The sequence below is a fragment of the Hymenobacter nitidus genome (assembly GCF_020447315.1).
Classification (GTDB): Bacteria; Bacteroidota; Bacteroidia; order Cytophagales; family Hymenobacteraceae; genus Hymenobacter; species Hymenobacter nitidus.
The window spans coordinates 504,013-519,601 of record NZ_JAJADQ010000002.1 but is presented as its reverse complement, the minus strand read 5'-3'; the positions used below and the strand labels follow the sequence as shown (position 1 = coordinate 519,601).

13 protein-coding genes are annotated in these 15,589 nt (G+C 62.5%); 8 read left to right on the top strand and 5 right to left on the bottom strand.

The window, feature by feature from the left end:
• Positions 1-536 precede the first annotated feature (536 nt).
• Both LGH70_RS05620 and LGH70_RS05615 read left to right on the top strand, forming a co-directional pair.
• On the top strand, positions 537-788 hold the full coding sequence (locus tag LGH70_RS05620) for a hypothetical protein (protein WP_226183506.1): 252 nt from the start codon (positions 537-539) through the stop codon (positions 786-788).
• Between the two features lie 557 nt (positions 789-1,345).
• Positions 1,346-1,840, top strand: coding sequence for an ankyrin repeat domain-containing protein (locus LGH70_RS05615; protein ID WP_226183505.1), 495 nt, complete (start codon positions 1,346-1,348; stop codon positions 1,838-1,840).
• A gap of 83 nt (positions 1,841-1,923) precedes the next feature.
• On the opposite strand, the gene LGH70_RS05610 is transcribed toward LGH70_RS05615, so the two are convergent.
• A complete protein-coding gene (locus tag LGH70_RS05610; protein WP_226183504.1) occupies positions 1,924-2,199 on the bottom strand; it encodes a hypothetical protein in 276 nt (91 codons plus the stop codon).
• 318 nt (positions 2,200-2,517) lie between these two features.
• Between LGH70_RS05610 and LGH70_RS05605 the strand changes: the two genes are divergently transcribed.
• Positions 2,518-2,967 (top strand): LytR/AlgR family response regulator transcription factor, encoded by a 450-nt coding sequence (locus LGH70_RS05605; protein ID WP_226183503.1) that lies wholly within the window; start codon positions 2,518-2,520, stop codon positions 2,965-2,967.
• 93 nt (positions 2,968-3,060) lie between these two features.
• On the opposite strand, the gene LGH70_RS05600 is transcribed toward LGH70_RS05605, so the two are convergent.
• Complete coding sequence (locus LGH70_RS05600) at positions 3,061-6,927, bottom strand: PAS domain-containing protein (RefSeq protein WP_226183502.1); 3,867 nt, start codon at positions 6,925-6,927, stop codon at positions 3,061-3,063.
• 184 nt (positions 6,928-7,111) lie between these two features.
• Between LGH70_RS05600 and LGH70_RS05595 the strand changes: the two genes are divergently transcribed.
• Positions 7,112-7,336: a hypothetical protein gene (locus LGH70_RS05595; protein WP_226183501.1), complete on the top strand. Its 225-nt coding sequence runs from the start codon at positions 7,112-7,114 to the stop codon at positions 7,334-7,336.
• A 7-nt stretch (positions 7,337-7,343) separates the two neighbouring features.
• Here LGH70_RS05595 and LGH70_RS05590 read toward each other — a convergent pair whose 3' ends face one another.
• Both LGH70_RS05590 and LGH70_RS05585 read right to left on the bottom strand, forming a co-directional pair.
• Positions 7,344-8,423, bottom strand: a complete 1,080-nt coding sequence (locus LGH70_RS05590; protein WP_226183500.1) for a DNA polymerase beta superfamily protein — start codon at positions 8,421-8,423, stop codon at positions 7,344-7,346.
• 8 nt (positions 8,424-8,431) lie between these two features.
• The gene (locus LGH70_RS05585; RefSeq protein WP_226183498.1) at positions 8,432-9,229 is read right to left on the bottom strand and encodes a nucleotidyltransferase domain-containing protein; all 798 of its coding nucleotides are present in this window, start codon (positions 9,227-9,229) and stop codon (positions 8,432-8,434) included.
• Between the two features lie 174 nt (positions 9,230-9,403).
• Here LGH70_RS05585 and LGH70_RS05580 point away from each other — a divergent pair, with 174 nt between their 5' ends.
• The 4 genes from LGH70_RS05580 (at position 9,404) to LGH70_RS05565 (ending at position 14,253) form a co-directional block, all read left to right on the top strand.
• A complete protein-coding gene (locus tag LGH70_RS05580; RefSeq protein ID WP_226183497.1) occupies positions 9,404-10,213 on the top strand; it encodes a hypothetical protein in 810 nt (269 codons plus the stop codon).
• 115 nt (positions 10,214-10,328) lie between these two features.
• The gene (locus tag LGH70_RS05575; protein ID WP_226183495.1) at positions 10,329-12,071 is read left to right on the top strand and encodes a M28 family metallopeptidase; all 1,743 of its coding nucleotides are present in this window, start codon (positions 10,329-10,331) and stop codon (positions 12,069-12,071) included.
• A gap of 183 nt (positions 12,072-12,254) precedes the next feature.
• Positions 12,255-12,767 (top strand): energy transducer TonB, encoded by a 513-nt coding sequence (locus LGH70_RS05570; RefSeq protein ID WP_226183493.1) that lies wholly within the window; start codon positions 12,255-12,257, stop codon positions 12,765-12,767.
• A 28-nt stretch (positions 12,768-12,795) separates the two neighbouring features.
• On the top strand, positions 12,796-14,253 hold the full coding sequence (locus tag LGH70_RS05565) for an MBL fold metallo-hydrolase (protein ID WP_226183491.1): 1,458 nt from the start codon (positions 12,796-12,798) through the stop codon (positions 14,251-14,253).
• A 19-nt stretch (positions 14,254-14,272) separates the two neighbouring features.
• On the opposite strand, the gene LGH70_RS05560 is transcribed toward LGH70_RS05565, so the two are convergent.
• A complete protein-coding gene (locus LGH70_RS05560; protein ID WP_226183489.1) occupies positions 14,273-15,574 on the bottom strand; it encodes a hypothetical protein in 1,302 nt (433 codons plus the stop codon).
• Positions 15,575-15,589: the final 15 nt, after the last annotated feature.

The window sequence follows — 15,589 nt, the reverse complement described above, 5'->3', positions numbered from 1 at the left end:
CCAGAGGGGAGGTTGGGGCGGCACTGGGCGGAGGCCACCTAACATAGAACGTTTGCTGCAATACGGATGAGACGATATTTTGATAGGGCCTTTCTGCGCCTTGGTATCACTACGAGCCCGCCGCCGGCCGGGGCCGGAAAACCGTGAGCTGCGGATGCCTTATAGACTAAGCATGGTGGCAGTAGGGTGTAAATAAAGTGCGCTTCGCAGACCGGATTTTCGTAAATGTCACCTTGCTGCAAGCAGCAACACTGCAAGAAGCCTGCAATCGGCCGGCATCGGTTGTGAAAAAGAATACGGGAAAAGATGTACGCTCTGTCAATATACCTGCTTGCCGCTGCGCGCGTAAAGCCGCAAGCTCAGCCATATTCAGCAGTCGTCTGAAATTTCAGCCGCTGCTATTGACAATGTTATTTGTGTAACGAGTTTAAAACTTTTATTTAAATTAATTGAAAACGAAAATCAATATGTTACGTTTGCGGCAGTGTTGGTCACCGGCTAGCGCTATTTTTCATCCACTCTAAAGAAACTGCAGCATGGCATTAGATTTCAGCCAATTCGAAGAGGTCCTTAAGTCAGCTAAAAACAGCGACGTTGTTAAGAAGGATTTGCGCAAGGCGCTGCGGGGCGTTGCCTCCGCCATCAATGCCCTGAATCAGGCCGTAGCCGATATGGAAACGGTGTTGGCCGATGACTATCAGCCCGCTGCCAAAGTGCGCAAGCCCCGCGCAACCAACCCGAATGGCGCCAAGCGTGGCCGTAAGCCCAAAGCTGCCGCTGCTGAGTAGTATACACCGGATTTTGTCCGACACGCATAAAAAAAGCGCCGCTACCGGCGCTTTTTTTATGCGTGTCGGACAAAATCAATTACCGTTTGGGGTGCCGCGGTATCCAACCCCCAAAGGTCAGGTACGGATAGCTCACAACTCGGATAAAAATGTGGGGTTATCTGGGAGCGTGCAGAAATTGCTTTGGGGCAGTTGAGGGTTTGTCACTATTTTTAATTTGGAGTTTAGAACTCTCACTGCTATTGCTGAGGCCTAAAGCAGTAATTAGTCCGAGCATCGCTTCCTGTATTGCGGCGTGCACCAAACGCTGGCAATAAAAGTTAAGTACCAATTTATCAGTGCGCTGTAGGGTGAGGCGTTACGGCTAGCATTACCTGATGTCCCAGGCTGTGTGGCACTACCGCGGCCCCTTTTCCTGCAGCATCGGTTATGCAGGTCGGGCCGACCATGAGCGGCGCCTAAACCGGTAGCGTGCTAAATTTCCCGGTGGAGTAATCATGCGGACCTTTAATTCCGTAGTGGGGGGAGCATATGCGTAAATCACACTCTGAAAACTGATGGATTTTTCTTCTGCCCGCCCCGAAGACTTACTCTTTGATGCCGCCCGGCGCGGCGACGTACCCCACCTGCAGGAGCTGCTGCAGCAGGTGGACGTAAACGTGCAAAATGGCAAAGGCTTTACTCCCCTCATCGTGGCCGCCTACGACGAGCAGCTGGAAGCTACCCGGGCGCTGCTGGCCGCCGGTGCTGATCCTAACGTCCAGGACGTGAGCGGCAATACGGCCCTGATGGGCGTCTGCTTTAAAGGGTATCCCGCCATTGCCACGCTTCTTATTGAGCACGGCGCCCACCTGGATCTGCAGAATGGCAATGGTGGCACGGCCCTGATGTTTGCTACCCTTTTTGGGCGCAATAACCTGGTAAAGCTTGTCCTCGAAGCCGGTGCCGATACCACCATCCGGGATGCGCGGGGCCTTACCGCCCTTGATCTGGCCGTGCAGCAGGGCAATGAAGAAGCCTTCCAGCTGCTCCAGCCCCGGCAGGCCCAGTAAGCCGGCTCCTTCACGGTCCTGCTGGCCTGCCATGCCAATGGTAGTACAAAAAAAGCCTGGCCAAGTGGCCAGGCTTTTTTGCCTTACGCAGCGTTGGTAAGCCGCTCGCGGGTAAGAATGGCCTGTAGGGCCGTCGATTGGTTGACCTCGGGCGGGTAGGGCAGCTGAGCAATCTGCTGAATGGTTAGTTCGCCATCGATGTAGCGTTGCAACTCAAGCAGCAGCGCGGGCTTGGGGCCGGTGCCGCCCATTGACGCTACCGCAATACCCCATTCGGCATGGCGCTGCCGCTTCAGGCGGGCCACTGCTTCCTGCTCGGGCAAGTCAGTTGGTATGGGCTTAAAATAGGGAGTTTCCATCAGCTTACGCGGTTGGTGTTGCTCAGCTATACGACCCCCGAAAAGATTAGGTGGCCCGCTCCGCGTTATTATTTGCCCGTTTTCCGGGTTGGCGTGTCGGGAATGGAAGCTGACTTACAGCCACTTAATTGCATCCAAAGCACGCCCGGCATCCGCACCACGGAATAAAGCCAAGCGGCCTGCTTCCCGATTTTATTATTCTTATATCTTTGTATCCTACCTATTTAGAAAAGGGAAGTAGACTAGAATTCTGTTGGTTACCGGTCTACTTTGCCCGCCAGGTTTCTGGGTTGCCCCGGTACTTTATACTGTTTTATTATGCTGCCACAATCTGCCGCCGAGCCCACCTTGCTAACGTGCGCTATTCTGGATGACGACGAAATCAATCGGCTTACTTTGGAGCACTACGTTGAGCTCAGCGGCTTGCTGCGCGTAGAGGCCTCGTTGTCGGGCAGCGTTGAGGGCCTGAGCTTTTTCAGCACCGGCCGCCGCGTCGATGTCCTGTTTCTAGACGTGGAAATGCCCGATCTGAACGGGCTCGACATGCTCCGCCTGCTGCCCGAGCCGCCCCACGTGGTGCTCACCACGGCCCACGAGAACTTTGCCTGGGAAGCCTTCGAGTTGCGGGTCGCCGACTATCTGGTCAAGCCATTCGACTACGAGCGGTTTCTGCAAGCCGTACACAAAGTGGCCGAGTTGGTGCGCAGCGGAAAGGCTGATGCCACCGTCAATAAATTCGTGCTCCCCGGCTCCGAGACGCTGCGCTAATACCCACCCGGGCTACCGCACCGCATAAGCCCACCCACAGCAAGGCCCCGGACTTTCCTGAAGTCCGGGGCCTTGCTGTGCCCGCAAAAGCTGCTAAGCCGGGTCGGTGGGCATGTTGGAAACGTGGTGCTGTATCTGCCAGAGCAGTTGCGAGAGCAGCTGATGCAGGTGCTGAGCCGCCGCGGTGCGGGCATCGGTGGGGGCCTGGGTCTCTTCCAGGGTGGCAATGTAGGGCAGCAGCTCCTGGGCCATCAGCAGCTTCAGCGAAGGCTTGATGCGGTGCGCCACGGCCGAAACCCGCGGCCAGTCGGCGCTGGTGGCGGCATCCTGCAGGTCCTGCACCATCGCCGGGGTATGAGTCAGGAAGGAGTCGAGAATGCGGCGCAGGAAGGCCGGGTTGCCGCGGGCCATGCGCTGCAGGTCGTCGAGGGCAAACAGGGGCTGGCTGGGGCGGGCATCGGCCCGGTGCAGCACCAGAATCTTCCGCACCAGATCAGTGGCCTCGAAGGGCTTGGCCAGACAGTCGTTCATGCCCGCGGCCAGGTATTTCTCATTGTCGGCCAGAAAGGCGTTGGCCGTCAGGGCAATGATGGGCGTCTGGGACCGGGCCACGTCGGGGTGCTGCCGGATGCGGGCCGTAGCTTCCAGCCCGTTCATGCCCGGCATCTGGATATCCATCAGAATCACGTCGTAGGGGTTGTGCTCGAACAAGGCCAGCGCCGCGCCGCCGTCGGTGGCCGTTTCTACCACCACTTCGTAGCTTTCGAGCACCAGCTGGGCCAGCTGCCGGTTCACGTCGTGGTCTTCCACCAGCAGCACGCGCAGGCCCCGCATGGCGGCGCTGGCCTGGGCCAGATCTTCTTCCTGCCCGGCCGGCGAGGTGGTGTCGAGGGCTTCGGCCGGGGCCTTCTGCAAGCACAGGGTAAAGCCGAAGGAGGTGCCCTGGTCGGGCACGCTGCACATGAGCAGGTGGCCGCCCAGCTGCTCGACCAGGCTGCTGCTGATGGAGAGGCCCAGGCCCGAGCCTCCAAAGCGGCGGCTGGTATCGGCGTAAGCCTGGGTGAAAGTCGAGAAAATGGCCTCCTGCTTATCGGCAGCCACGCCCAGGCCGGTATCGGTTACCAGAAAGCCAATGGTGAGCGTGTCCTCGGTTTCGGCCAGCAGGCGGCCGCTGAGGGTAATGCCGCCGCGCTCCGTGAACTTGAGGCTGTTGCTGAGCAGGTTGAGCAGTACCTGACTCAGGCGCTGCGGGTCGCTGAGCACGGCCGCCCGGGGCAGCGCCACCGGCTCGATGCTGAAGCTCAGGCCCTTGCCGGCCGCCTGGTAGCTCATGGTTTGCCCCACGGTCTGCAGGGTCTGGTTTACGTCGAAGGGAATCTGCTCCAGCTCCAGCTTGCCCGAGGTGATTTTGGCCACATCCAGAATGTCGTTCAGCAGGCCCAGCAGGTGGGTGCCCGAGTTGCGGATAATGGCCACGTATTCCTGCTGCTGCGCACTCAGCGGGGTGCGCGTGAGCAGGCCGGCCATGCCCAGCACGCCGTTCATGGGCGTGCGAATCTCGTGGCTCATGTTGGCCAGGAAGTTTTCCCGGGCCGTAGCCGCGGCTTCCGCCTCGCGCTTGGCGCGCTTCAGCTCCGTAATGTCGGCGCAGACGGTAAGCACCTCCGTGGTGCCGTTGGGCCGCTGCAAGGGGCGTTTCACCACCTGCAGCTGCCGCACCTCGCCCGAGGCCAGCGTGAAGGGCATTTCACCCGACACTTCCTCCCCGGTGGCAATAACCACGTCATTCCAGGCCGTGAGCTGGCGCAGCTCGGCCGCCTCGGGCGTGTCGTCGGAGGTGGCCGTCTGCAGGTGGTGGCTGCGGGTCAGAATATCGGCAAAGCTGACGTTGGTAAACACCGGCCGGCCGGTCGTATCGGTCACGTACAGAAAGTACGGCGACGTGTCGACAATCTGCTGCACGAACTTCTGCTGCTCGGCCAGCTGCTGCTCGGCATGGTGCCGCTCGGTTATATCAAGGCCGTAGGCCACAATCAGGCGCACCGAGCCGTCGGGGTTGAACACGGGCTGCATCATGCGCAGCAGGCGGCGCGGCCCCTCGGGCGTCTGCACCGTTTCCTCGTGCGTCACGCGGCGCCGCTCCCCGATTACCTCGTCGAACATGCGCTTACGCTGCTCGGCCAGCTCCAGGGGCCGCTGGCGGTAGGCGCAGTACTCGAAGTGGTCCTTGCCGATAATCCAGGCCCGCACCTCAGGGTTTTTGATGCCGACCGGATTAACATACAGGTAGCGGTGCTGGGTATCGAAGACGCCAATATCGGCGGGCAGCTCGTTGAGAATGGTTTCGTAGAACTCGCGCTGCTCGGCCAGCTGCTGCTCGGCGCGGTTGCGCTCGGTCACGTCCAGGCCGTGCGAGACCATCATGCGCAGGCTGCCGTTGTCGTTGAAAACGGGGCGGAACCGCCGCAGCATGTGATGAAAGCGGCCGTGCTGGTCTTCCACAGTTTCTTCCCACTCCACGTCCCGGGCTTCGCGGATGGCCTGCTCAAACATCTGCTGCCGCTGCTCGGCCAGAGCGCGGGGCCGCCCGCGGTAGGCCACCGACTCGAAATTGTCCTTGCCGATCATCCACTGGCGGGTGGCCTCGTCGCTGAGCACGGCGGGGTTGGAAAACAGGTAGCGGTGCTGGGCATCAAACACGGCCACACCCACGGGCAGCTCATCCAGAATGGCCTCGTAGAACTCGCGCTGCTCGGCTAGCTGCTGCTCGGCCTGGCGGCGGGCCGTGATGTCGAGGCCGTAGGCTACCAGCAGGCGCAGGCTGCCGTCGGGGTTGAAAATGGGGTGGAAGCGGCGCAGCACGTGAAAAGTACCGGTTGTTTCTTCCACCGTTTCCTCCCACTGCATGTCGCGCCGGTTGGCCACGGCCCACTGGAACATCTGGTGGCGCTGCTCGGCCAGGGCCCGGGGCCGCCCGCGGTGCGCCGTGACTTCAAAGTTGTCCTTGCCGATCATCCACTGGCGGGTGGCCTCGTCGGGCAGCACGTTGGCATTGGCAAACAGGTAGCGGTGCTGGGCATCAAACACCGATACGCCCACGGGCAGCTCTTTCAGGATGGTTTCGTAGAACTCCTGCTGCTCGGCCAGCTGCTGCTCGGCCTGGCGGCGGGCCGTAATATCGACCAGGTACAGGGTGGTGTACTGCTGCTGGGGCACGGGCACTACCCGCAGCAGAAAGTGCTGGTCGCCCACGCTGATTTCCTGCTGCTGGGCATTGGCCGTGGTCAGGGCCGCCGTCACCAATGCCCGGAGCTGGTGGTGCAGGGCCTGCTCCTGGTGCAGGGCTGCTACCAGCGGGGCCGCGGCGGGGTTGGCATATACCAGCTGCCCGTCGTGGGCCAGGCGCAGCACGGGGTTGGGGTTTTGCTCGGCAATAAGCGAAACCGTGCGCAGCTGGGCCTCGCGCTGGTGGCGCTCGGTCACGTCGCGGTAGCACACCAGGCGGCCGGCCATCACGCTGTCGAGCACCAGGTAGTCGCGCTCCAGCACGCGGCCGTCGGCCAGCACCAGCTCCTCGTTCAGCACCGACTGGCCCTGGGCCCGAATGGCGGCGGCCCGGGCCAGGTAGGCTTCCGGGTCCTGAAACTTGTGGCGGATGCGGGCGGCTACTTCCATGCCCGCCAGCGGCGTGGCCTGGGCCGACACGTCTTCAAGGCCAAACAGCTCGCAGTAGCGCTGGTTGACCAGCTCCACCATGCCGTTGTCGTCGACGAGCATAAAGCCCAGGCGCAGGTTCTGCACCAGCGAGGCCAGGCGGGTGTGGGTGCGCTGCGCAGTGGCCTGGCTCTGGGCCAGCTGTTGCTCCAGGGCCGCTACCCGGGCCTCGGCTTGCAGGCGCCGGGTCTGCTCCTGTTGCAGCTGAGCGGCCAAAGAGTCGGGTGAGGCGGGAAGGGCGGGCATGGGGCAGGGCAGAGGATAAGTGACGAATATACACGCCGATGGGCATTACGGCCAAAAAAGGCGGCGCCCGGGGCTGCTAAAAGCATTTACTGGTGCCACTGCCCGCGGGAAGCCGCTGATTGCCAGCCCTGCACAATAATTTTAGGGCAAATACAGTTCTTCTGCTACACCAACCTTTCTTCTGATGACTAAAGTGCTGTTGTTGTTTGGCGTCTTGTTCCTGTTTTTGACGGCCGATGCCCTGGCTGCCCGTCCCACTGCCTACGCCCGGGCCAAAGCCAAAGGCCGGGTGTACGTGCACCGTCCCAATTATAAGGCCTACCGCGGGGCCAAGCGTAAGCGGACCACAAGCTGGTTTCGGCTGCCCAAGCTCACCCACAAAGCCAGCGGCTCGCGCAGCCGGTTTTAGGTAAGCCCTAGCGGGCGGCAGCGGCGTAAAACTGCTGCCGCACCCGGCGCAGCCGCTCCGTGGCCGCCGCCGTATCGGGCACTTCGGGCAGGCCGGACGCTGCAAACGCGGCATCTACCTGCTCGACCAGGGCCTGAGCCTCGGTTACCAGGTAGTCGTACTCGAAGGCGCCGCGCCGGATCTGGAGCAGAAACTCCCGGTCGGGTCGGCGCACGAGCAGCTGCCCGGTCGTGGCTATTTCCAGGGCCGTGCGCAGGAGCCGGAACACGTGCAGCATGTTTTTGGCATCGTAGTTTTTGCCGTGCTGCACCGTGTTTTCGTAGCGCTCCACGTTGCGGCGCGCCACCCAGTCCCAGTACTCCTTGTAGACGCGGCAGTAGGTGGAGTAGCCGTTACGGTTAAATGACAGGTAAGCTACAGGCTCCTCACCCTTGGGCACGGCCGACAGCAGCACGTCGTTGGAAGTGGCCTCGTCGCGCAGCAGACCCCGGTAGCCCAGCGGGGCGGCCGGGGCTGGGTCCACAAACAGGGCGTAGAGGTCGGTCAGGTGGGGCACGTTGGCCAGGCCGCACTGCGCGGCCCGCAGGCCCTGGCGCGCCAGCCATTTGGCCACCGGCATGGCCCCGGCCCCCACGGTTACGTAGCAGAAGTCCAGCACTGCCTTACGGGCCGGCGGCTCCGGGTTGTTGATTTTCTTGTTCAGGCCCTTGGCCTTACGAATCTGGGCTATGGCGTACTCCGCAAAGGTTTGGCGGCAGAGCCGGGACAGAAAATCGGTGGGCTGAAAGGCGGCAAACAGCGGGTGCTGGTAGCGGATGCAGTCGGCCGGGGAGGCCAGGATTTCCAGGGCCGTGGGGTTGTTTTTGAGCAGCAGCTCCACAAAGCGGCGCAGCTCATAGAACACCTCGTCGTTGGTGTCGTTGGCTACCTGGGCTACGTAGTCGAGGCCGTAGAAGTCGCGCTCCGGCAATACAAACACCCCTTTCAGGTCGGTATCGGAGTGAGGCAGGTTGGTGCCGTAGGCGCGGCTGCCACTTACGGTTTCGAAAATAATCAGCTGGTGCTGGCGCAGGTAGGCAATATCCATCAGGTAGGCTAGTAAAAAGCGCCCGGAGTCGGCTGGGAAATGGGAAAGGAAGCGGCAAGCCAGTGCTGAAACAGCGCGTTGAGTTCCGGCGTGGGCGGCGGGCCCGGCAGGGCGGGCAGCGTGTCGCGGAGGGTGCTGCCGACGGCATACTCGGCGTGCAGAAACGCCACCAGGGCCGCCGAGGGCACAACTGCGGCTTTTTCGTCGGCCTGGGATTTTACGCGCAGCAGCTCCTGCACTTCCGCCGCCAGCTCTGTAGGCAGCAGCACGCACAAGGCATCGAACTGCATGGGTGGCAGGCTGTGGCGCTCGAAAATCCAGCGGACTGCCAGGGCCGGGCGCAGCATATAGAACAAGCGTTTCAGCCGGACCTGCCCGGTGGCGAGGTCGGTTTCCAGGCCTTTGCGGACCAGACCCAGGTAGTGGTGCAGGCCGGCGCGCAGATTGAACGCGCGGGGCAGCAGCGGGGCTAGGCCGGCGGCAAAGTCCGGCACCTGGTGGTAGACGATGGGCGACTGCAGCCACTCAAACAGGGCCGCGTTGGAGGCGCGCAGCAGCCGGAGGGTTTTGCGCAGCTCCCAGCCCCCAAGGTCGAGCAGTGCTTCTACCGGGAAGTTGAGCGTATCGGCCTCGTCGTCGAGCGTGAGGTACCAGGCCGCCGGGTGGCAGTAGATAAAGCGTACGTCGTAGTCGGAGTGGGGCGAGGGGAAGCCCCAGGCGCGGCTGCCGGCCTCGGCCGCGTACAGGATGCGGATGCCGTGGGTGGCTTCGAGCTCAGTGAGGACGGCGGAAATGCGGGCAAGCATAGCAGGCGGGAAATAGCCCGGCCCGAGGCGCGAGCGGCTGAAAGGAACGTTAAAAGTAGCCGAAACCAGCCGGAACAAGTCCAAAGTCGCGCGCAGAATCCGGAAGCTGAACAAAACGGGCACGTATATTTGGCGGCCTGTATTCTCGCCTTGGTTTCGTCAACGATTATTCTCGTGCCTGCCACCCATTACCGCCCCGCCTTTTATTTGCTGCTGAGCGTGCTGGTGGCCTGCTCACCCGATACGCCGGCCCGGCAGGCCGCCCGGCCAGCTACCCCGCCCGCTTCCCCGACTCCTGGGCCGGTATCTTCGGCGCCGGCCGATACGCTGGCTACCTACGTCTGGGAGTCGGACGTCTGCCGGTATACCGGCCGCTACAGCCCGGGTCGCTACCGCAAAGCCGAGCTCGATGGCACCTGGGAGGTGCTGAATAACAGCGCGCTGCGGTACTACAACCCCCTGCCTTTTCAGCCGGCCGGGGTGGAGCGGATGAATCTGGACTCGCTGGACGACCACTACCGCCGGGCCCGCCAGCACCTGGCAGGCCTCGCCGTAGTGGGCCGGCCAGTGTGGGAGCAGCTCAAGCAGGCCCGCCAGCGGGAGCTGGAGGAAGAGTACCGGGCCATTCGCCTGGCCATGCAGGCCTTTGCCCGGCCCGAGGTGCTGCTGACCGGCTCGGCAACCTGCCAGCCGCTCGTGCGAGGCCTGGCCACCGGCAACGACAGCCTGACCCGACGCGACTGGCACCGCTACACTCAGGAGCGCCAACAGCAGAACGGCCGCCCCGACGCCATCATGGCCCGCTACCTGGACCAGGCCGCCGATGCCAACTGGCTTACTTACGCCAAAATCGACCTGCTCACGTTTGCCTGGTGGAACTGCGTCAACGAGCAGATGGCCCGCCCCGAGCCCACCGCGGAGCTCTATAAGCAGTTCGACCAGCTGTTTGTACGCATAGACTCGGAGTGCGACGATGTAGACTGAGCAGTCGGAACCCGGCCCTTGCTTCGGGAAATAGGGGCGGGGCGTACGGTGGCTGGCTACTTTGCCTTACATTTCCGGGCCGCAACCCGGCGCGCCCTCACCTGAATTCCGTCTTATGCTTTTTCCTCTGCCAGCAACTCCCTTTTTGCGGCCCCTGGTGCCGGCTGTCGTGCTGACCCTCGCCCTGGCCGGCTGCCACCCCCGCCCCGCTGCCACCACTACGGCGGCTCCGCCCACGGCCGAAACGGCCAGTGCCCCCGCCCCGCCGGCCGCGGCTGCGGTGCCCGCCGGCATCAGCGCGGCCAGCATTGGCAAGTACCTGCAGGCCGTTTCCTCGGATGAGATGCTGGGCCGCAAGCCCTTCACCCAGGGTGAGGAGCGTAGCACCACTTACCTGGCCGAGCAGTTTAAGCGCCTGGGCCTGCAGCCCGGCCCCAACGGCAGCTACTTCCAGGCGGTGCCGCTGGTGGAAATAACCGGCACGCCCGCCGCCACGCTGCAGATCAAGGGCAAAAGTGCGGGGCAGAATCTGAGCTTTCAGTATAAGACTGACTTTGTGACTTTCACCCAGCGCGAGCAGCCCCAGGTCAGCGTTGCCAACTCCGCGCTGGTGTTTGCCGGCTACGGCGTGGTGGCGCCCGAGTACGGCTGGGACGACTACGCGGGCCTCGACGTGAAAGGCAAAACCGTAGTGGTGCTGGTGAATGACCCCGGCAATGCGGGCAACGACACCACCTTCTTCAAGGGCCAGGCCATGACCTACTACGGCCGCTGGACCTACAAATACGAGGAAGCCGCCCGCCACGGGGCCGCCGCCGTGCTCATCGTGCACGACACCCGGCCGGCCGCCTACCCCTGGAGCGTGGTGCTGAGCGGGGCCGTCAGCCCCAAGCTGCGCGCCCAAACCGCCAACAAAGGCGCCGACAAGTGCGCCCTGGAAGGCTGGCTGACCCTGGACGCGGCCAAAAAGCTCTTTGCCGCCGCCGGCCAGAGCTACGACCAACTCTACGCCGCGGCCAACAAGAAAGGCTTCCGGCCCCGGGCGCTGGGCGGCCTCACCCTGACGGGCAGCATCCGGAACCAGCTGCGCCGCCAGACCAGCAAGAACGTGCTGGCCGTGCTGCCCGGCACCACCCGCCCCGACGAGTACATCATCTACTCGGCCCACTGGGACCATTTCGGGGTGGGCAAAGCCATAGCCGGCGACTCTATCTACAACGGGGCCGTGGACGACGGCACCGGCCTGGCCGCCCTGCTCAGCATTGCCGAAGCCTTCCAGCAGGCCCCCGAAAAGCCCCGGCGCAGCATCGTGTTTCTGGCCGTGACGGCCGAGGAGCAGGGGTTGCTGGGCTCGGCCTACTACGCCCAGCACCCGCCGTTTCCGCTGAACAAAACCGTGGCCGACCTGAATATGGACATGCTCTGGCCCTACGGGCCGATGAAGGATCTGACCGTCATCGGCTACGGGCAGTCGGAGCTGGAGGACTACGCCCGGGCTGCGGCCAAGGAGCAGGACCGCTACGTGCTGCCCGACCAGACGCCCGAAACCGGCATGTTCTACCGCTCCGACCACTTCAACTTCGCCCACGTGGGCGTGCCTTCCCTCTACGCCAGCGGCGGCTTCGAGAGCCGCTCCGGCGGCAAGGAGGCCATTGCCCGGCAGCGCCAGAACTACACCACCAACATGTATCACAAGCCCGCCGACCAGTTTGACCCCAGCTGGGACCTGACCGGCATTGCCCAGGACGCCGAGCTGTACCTGCGCGTAGGCCAGAAGCTGGCCGGTGAAACCACGTTTCCGAAGTGGCGCGCAGGCTCGGAGTTCAAAGGGGCCCGGGACAAGAGTATGGGTAAGTAGTGGGCGTTGTTGCTCGCTGGTTGGGGCTGGCGCGAGAATTCCTCCGCAAGCCATCAGCTGCCGCAGTCTATCAAGGAGCCGGTAGAAGTTTCCAGGCTCTCGTCTTGCCAGCAAGGCTGTGCAGCAGCGGTGGCTGACTTTCGCCGGGGCCGGTACGAGCTGCATTCCCGGGAATTTCTCCCGGTGAAGAACAGCTATGTTGACGTGTTAGCGGATGACTATGGTATTCAGTGGCGCTTTGTGGAGGATGACCGGCCGCGCAGCTACTACGGCTGTTACGACTCGGTCATGACGCGGCAGCTGGAGCAGGAGTATGGGACTACGCTCTTCAGCCGGGCGCGCCACAAAGCCGACAGCCTGGACCATACCGGCCGCTGGAACCGGCTGGCTGAATTTCCGGGCGGTACCGAGGCCCAGGTCCGGTTTCTCTACAGTCATATTGATTGGCAGCGGGCTCCCGCGGTTCCAGGAAAACACGCCCGGGTTTACGTGAGCTTTACCATCGACTCGACCGGGCAGGTGCGCAAGCCCTTTGTGCAGCGCGGCCTCGACCCTGCTCACGACCAGGAAGCCCTGCGGGTAGTGCAACAGATGCCGCACTGGACTCCCAGATACCGCCGCGGCCGGGCCTATGCCGAGCGCTGGACGCTGCCCATCGTGTTTAGCGCTAAAATGCATCGGGCCTATGCTCGCTAATGTCTCGAAACACTTTTTTATGCTCGGTTTGGCTAAAACATTACTCCTGACCGGACTCCTGTCGTTGCCGGTTGTAACCTTGGCCAAGCCGGCCAACTACCTGGAACAATGCTGGGCTAGGCAAGGCGCCGGTTTGGGCCCGGGGTACGCGGCCTTGTCGTACCGGGAGCAGGCCCACGAGCTGGAGCACAGCCAGTACCCCTGGCAACCGACTACCTACGCCAAGCGGGGCCGGGCCTGGGTGAGCGGGGCCGGCTTTCTGCGCCAGGATACGCTGGTGCAAGGCGCGAAAACGTATTATTCCAAAACCCAGGTCAGCGCCGACGAGCTGCTGTTGCTGGACTACGGCGACCAGGAGCCGGCCAAAGTCGTGACGCCGGCCCAGCGCACGGCCCAGCTGCTGGCTTCGGCCCGCTACTCGCCGGTGCTGCTGCTGCAGCTGCTGCGGCAGCAGAAGGCGGCGGTCCAGGTATCGGAGGCGGCCGGGGGGGCGGTGCAGCACCAGCTGCGCCTGCCCACGACCATCGTCCGGCTCTTTATCCGCAAGGGCGATAAGCTGGTGGAGCGCGCCGAGGTGCTCAGCCACGACGACCTGTTTGGCGACGTACTCACCACCTATACCTACCGCGACTACACCCGCTTCGGCTCGTTTCGCTACGCCAAGACGGTCAGCATTGACAAAATCAACGGGAAGCTGCACGATACGGTGACGGTTTCGGCCGTGGCTTTAACCGCCGAAGCGCCGGTGCTGCTCCAAAAGCCCGCGGGGTATCAGGTGCGGGCCGAGGCCGGTACGCCCCCGAAACTAACGGTGCAGCACTACCGGCCCAACCTGCATTTTCTGGAGCTGCGGCACACCGACGACCGGGTGCTGCTGGTCGAGTTTCGCGACTTTCTGGTGGTGGCCGAAGCGCCTCTGAGCCCGGAAAACGGCGAGCTTATCATCCGGGAAGCCCAGAAGATTGCGCCCGGCAAGCCCATTCGCTACTTTGTTCTGGGCCACTACCATCCGCACTACCTGGGTGGGGTGCGGGCTTTCGTGCAGCAAGGCGCCACCGTACTCTGCGGCCCCGGCGACGAGGCCTACGTGCGCTACCTGGCCCAGGCCCCGCGCACCCTGCAGCCCGACAGCCTGCAGCGGCGGCCCCGCCCACTACAGGTGCAGGAAATTACTGCCAGTCAGATTATTACCGACGGGCAGTTCAGCATGCAGATTCACTTTATCGGCAGCCAGTCGGCCCATACCAACGACTACCTGATCTACTATTTTCCGACCGAAAAGCTGCTGTTTGAGGACGATTTAGTCTGGATCAAGCGCGACGGAGTGCCCCGCAAGCCCAGTGCCCGCCAGGCCGGCCTCTACCAGGCCATCAAAGACCGGAATCTGCCGGTGGAAACCGTGGTGCAGTCGTGGCCCGTGGCCGAAAGCGGGGTGAAAACCATCATTCCCTTCTCCGACCTGGAGCAGGCCATGCAGGTGAAGTAACGCCGCGTAGGCTAGCGTATTACGGTTCGGAAACGGCCTCAGCGGAATCGGTAACAGCAGGCGCGTAGGTTTCCAGGGGCGACCAAACGGTGTCATTGAGCATCATCGTGGGCTCCGATACCTGGTCGGGGTGCCAGTTGATCTTGACCAGCTGCCGGTCGGCCAGCAGGATACAGGCGCTTTCCACGTTGTCGCCGGCGTTGATATTCATCAGCACTCGGCCGGGTCCGTAGGTGGTGGTTACCGGAGTATGCGTGTACAGGCCATCATTGAACAAGGGGTCGACGATGGTGAAGACATCATTCTGCCAGGTTGCCAGAAGGGTGCTGCCGCGCCAGTTTACCATGAACATCGGCTCCCCATTGAGTACGAAGGCCGAGAGCATCTCCATCTGCTGATAATCGAAAAGGGTCTTGCCCGACCGGATGGCGTTTTCGCGGTCATTGGTAAAGTCCCGGTCCTGAGGCCTGGTCGGGCCCTGCCAGCGCGTGAGCCGGGTCGGGTCGTCAATCTGCTGCCAGTCGCAGGAGCCCAGCATGTGCCCCAGCGAAGACAGCACGAAGTAGCTCCCGTTGTGCTTAATAATGGAATTGGGACAGGTGGCCCGGGCCAGGTAGTAGATGCGCCGCTGCTTATCGTAGAAATACACCTCGCCGCCCCATTCCCCGTTGCACGTCATCCAGGCCAGGTAGCGCTTATCCTCAAAGAGCTTGGGCTGCCGGCTCAGGGGCAGCGGCTGCCGTAGAGGCTCCCAGCGGCCGGTCGGGCTAAAAACGAAATAACGAGTGCCCGAAAGCCCGATCAGCTGGTCGTTAATCAGCCAGTGGTAGCGAAACCGACGGGTGTTTAGCCGGCGCTCCAGCGCTTGGTTACGACGCAGGCTGTCGGTGGTGTAACAGGCAAAGTAGCCCGGCCGGAACAGCGTCAGCAGGTGGCCCTGGTACAGCACGGAAAAGGACAGTGGAAAACGTTCCGGTCCAAACGGGTTGGCCAGGACCACCTGACTTTTAGGTAATCCCAACGCCTTGGGGGCCAAACGAATGGTGTAGTGGATCTTCTGATAAGAGTAACTCCCCTCCTGCAGGGTGAAATAGTCCTTGTACACTATCGGCAAGGCTTCCGGATCTGCATTGTACAGCGACTCCAGCTGCCGAAAGCGGCGCAGCAGAGGCTTAAACTCCGGGTCTGGGATGTAGTAGCGGTTACGCAGCGCATTTAATACGGCGCTTCGCTCGAAAGTGCCGGACAGATACAGATTGAAGCCCACCATTCCCGCCAACAGCAGCGCTAGGATAGCAAAAGGTCGAAAAGGACGATGCATGCGGGAAATACCAGC

Excerpts from the sequence above, each read along its gene's own strand:
- LGH70_RS05590 (WP_226183500.1), bottom strand. The coding sequence starts at position 8,423 with ATGGATATTGCCTACCTGCGCCAGCACCAGCTGATTATTTTCGAAACC.
- LGH70_RS05615 (WP_226183505.1), top strand. The coding sequence starts at position 1,346 with ATGGATTTTTCTTCTGCCCGCCCCGAAGACTTACTCTTTGATGCCGCC.
- LGH70_RS05620 (WP_226183506.1), top strand. The coding sequence starts at position 537 with ATGGCATTAGATTTCAGCCAATTCGAAGAGGTCCTTAAGTCAGCTAAA.
- LGH70_RS05610 (WP_226183504.1), bottom strand. The coding sequence starts at position 2,199 with ATGGAAACTCCCTATTTTAAGCCCATACCAACTGACTTGCCCGAGCAG.
- LGH70_RS05560 (WP_226183489.1), bottom strand. The coding sequence starts at position 15,574 with ATGCATCGTCCTTTTCGACCTTTTGCTATCCTAGCGCTGCTGTTGGCG.
- LGH70_RS05600 (WP_226183502.1), bottom strand. The coding sequence starts at position 6,927 with ATGCCCGCCCTTCCCGCCTCACCCGACTCTTTGGCCGCTCAGCTGCAA.
- LGH70_RS05575 (WP_226183495.1), top strand. The coding sequence starts at position 10,329 with ATGCTTTTTCCTCTGCCAGCAACTCCCTTTTTGCGGCCCCTGGTGCCG.
- LGH70_RS05585 (WP_226183498.1), bottom strand. The coding sequence starts at position 9,229 with ATGCTTGCCCGCATTTCCGCCGTCCTCACTGAGCTCGAAGCCACCCAC.
- LGH70_RS05595 (WP_226183501.1), top strand. The coding sequence starts at position 7,112 with ATGACTAAAGTGCTGTTGTTGTTTGGCGTCTTGTTCCTGTTTTTGACG.
- LGH70_RS05605 (WP_226183503.1), top strand. The coding sequence starts at position 2,518 with ATGCTGCCACAATCTGCCGCCGAGCCCACCTTGCTAACGTGCGCTATT.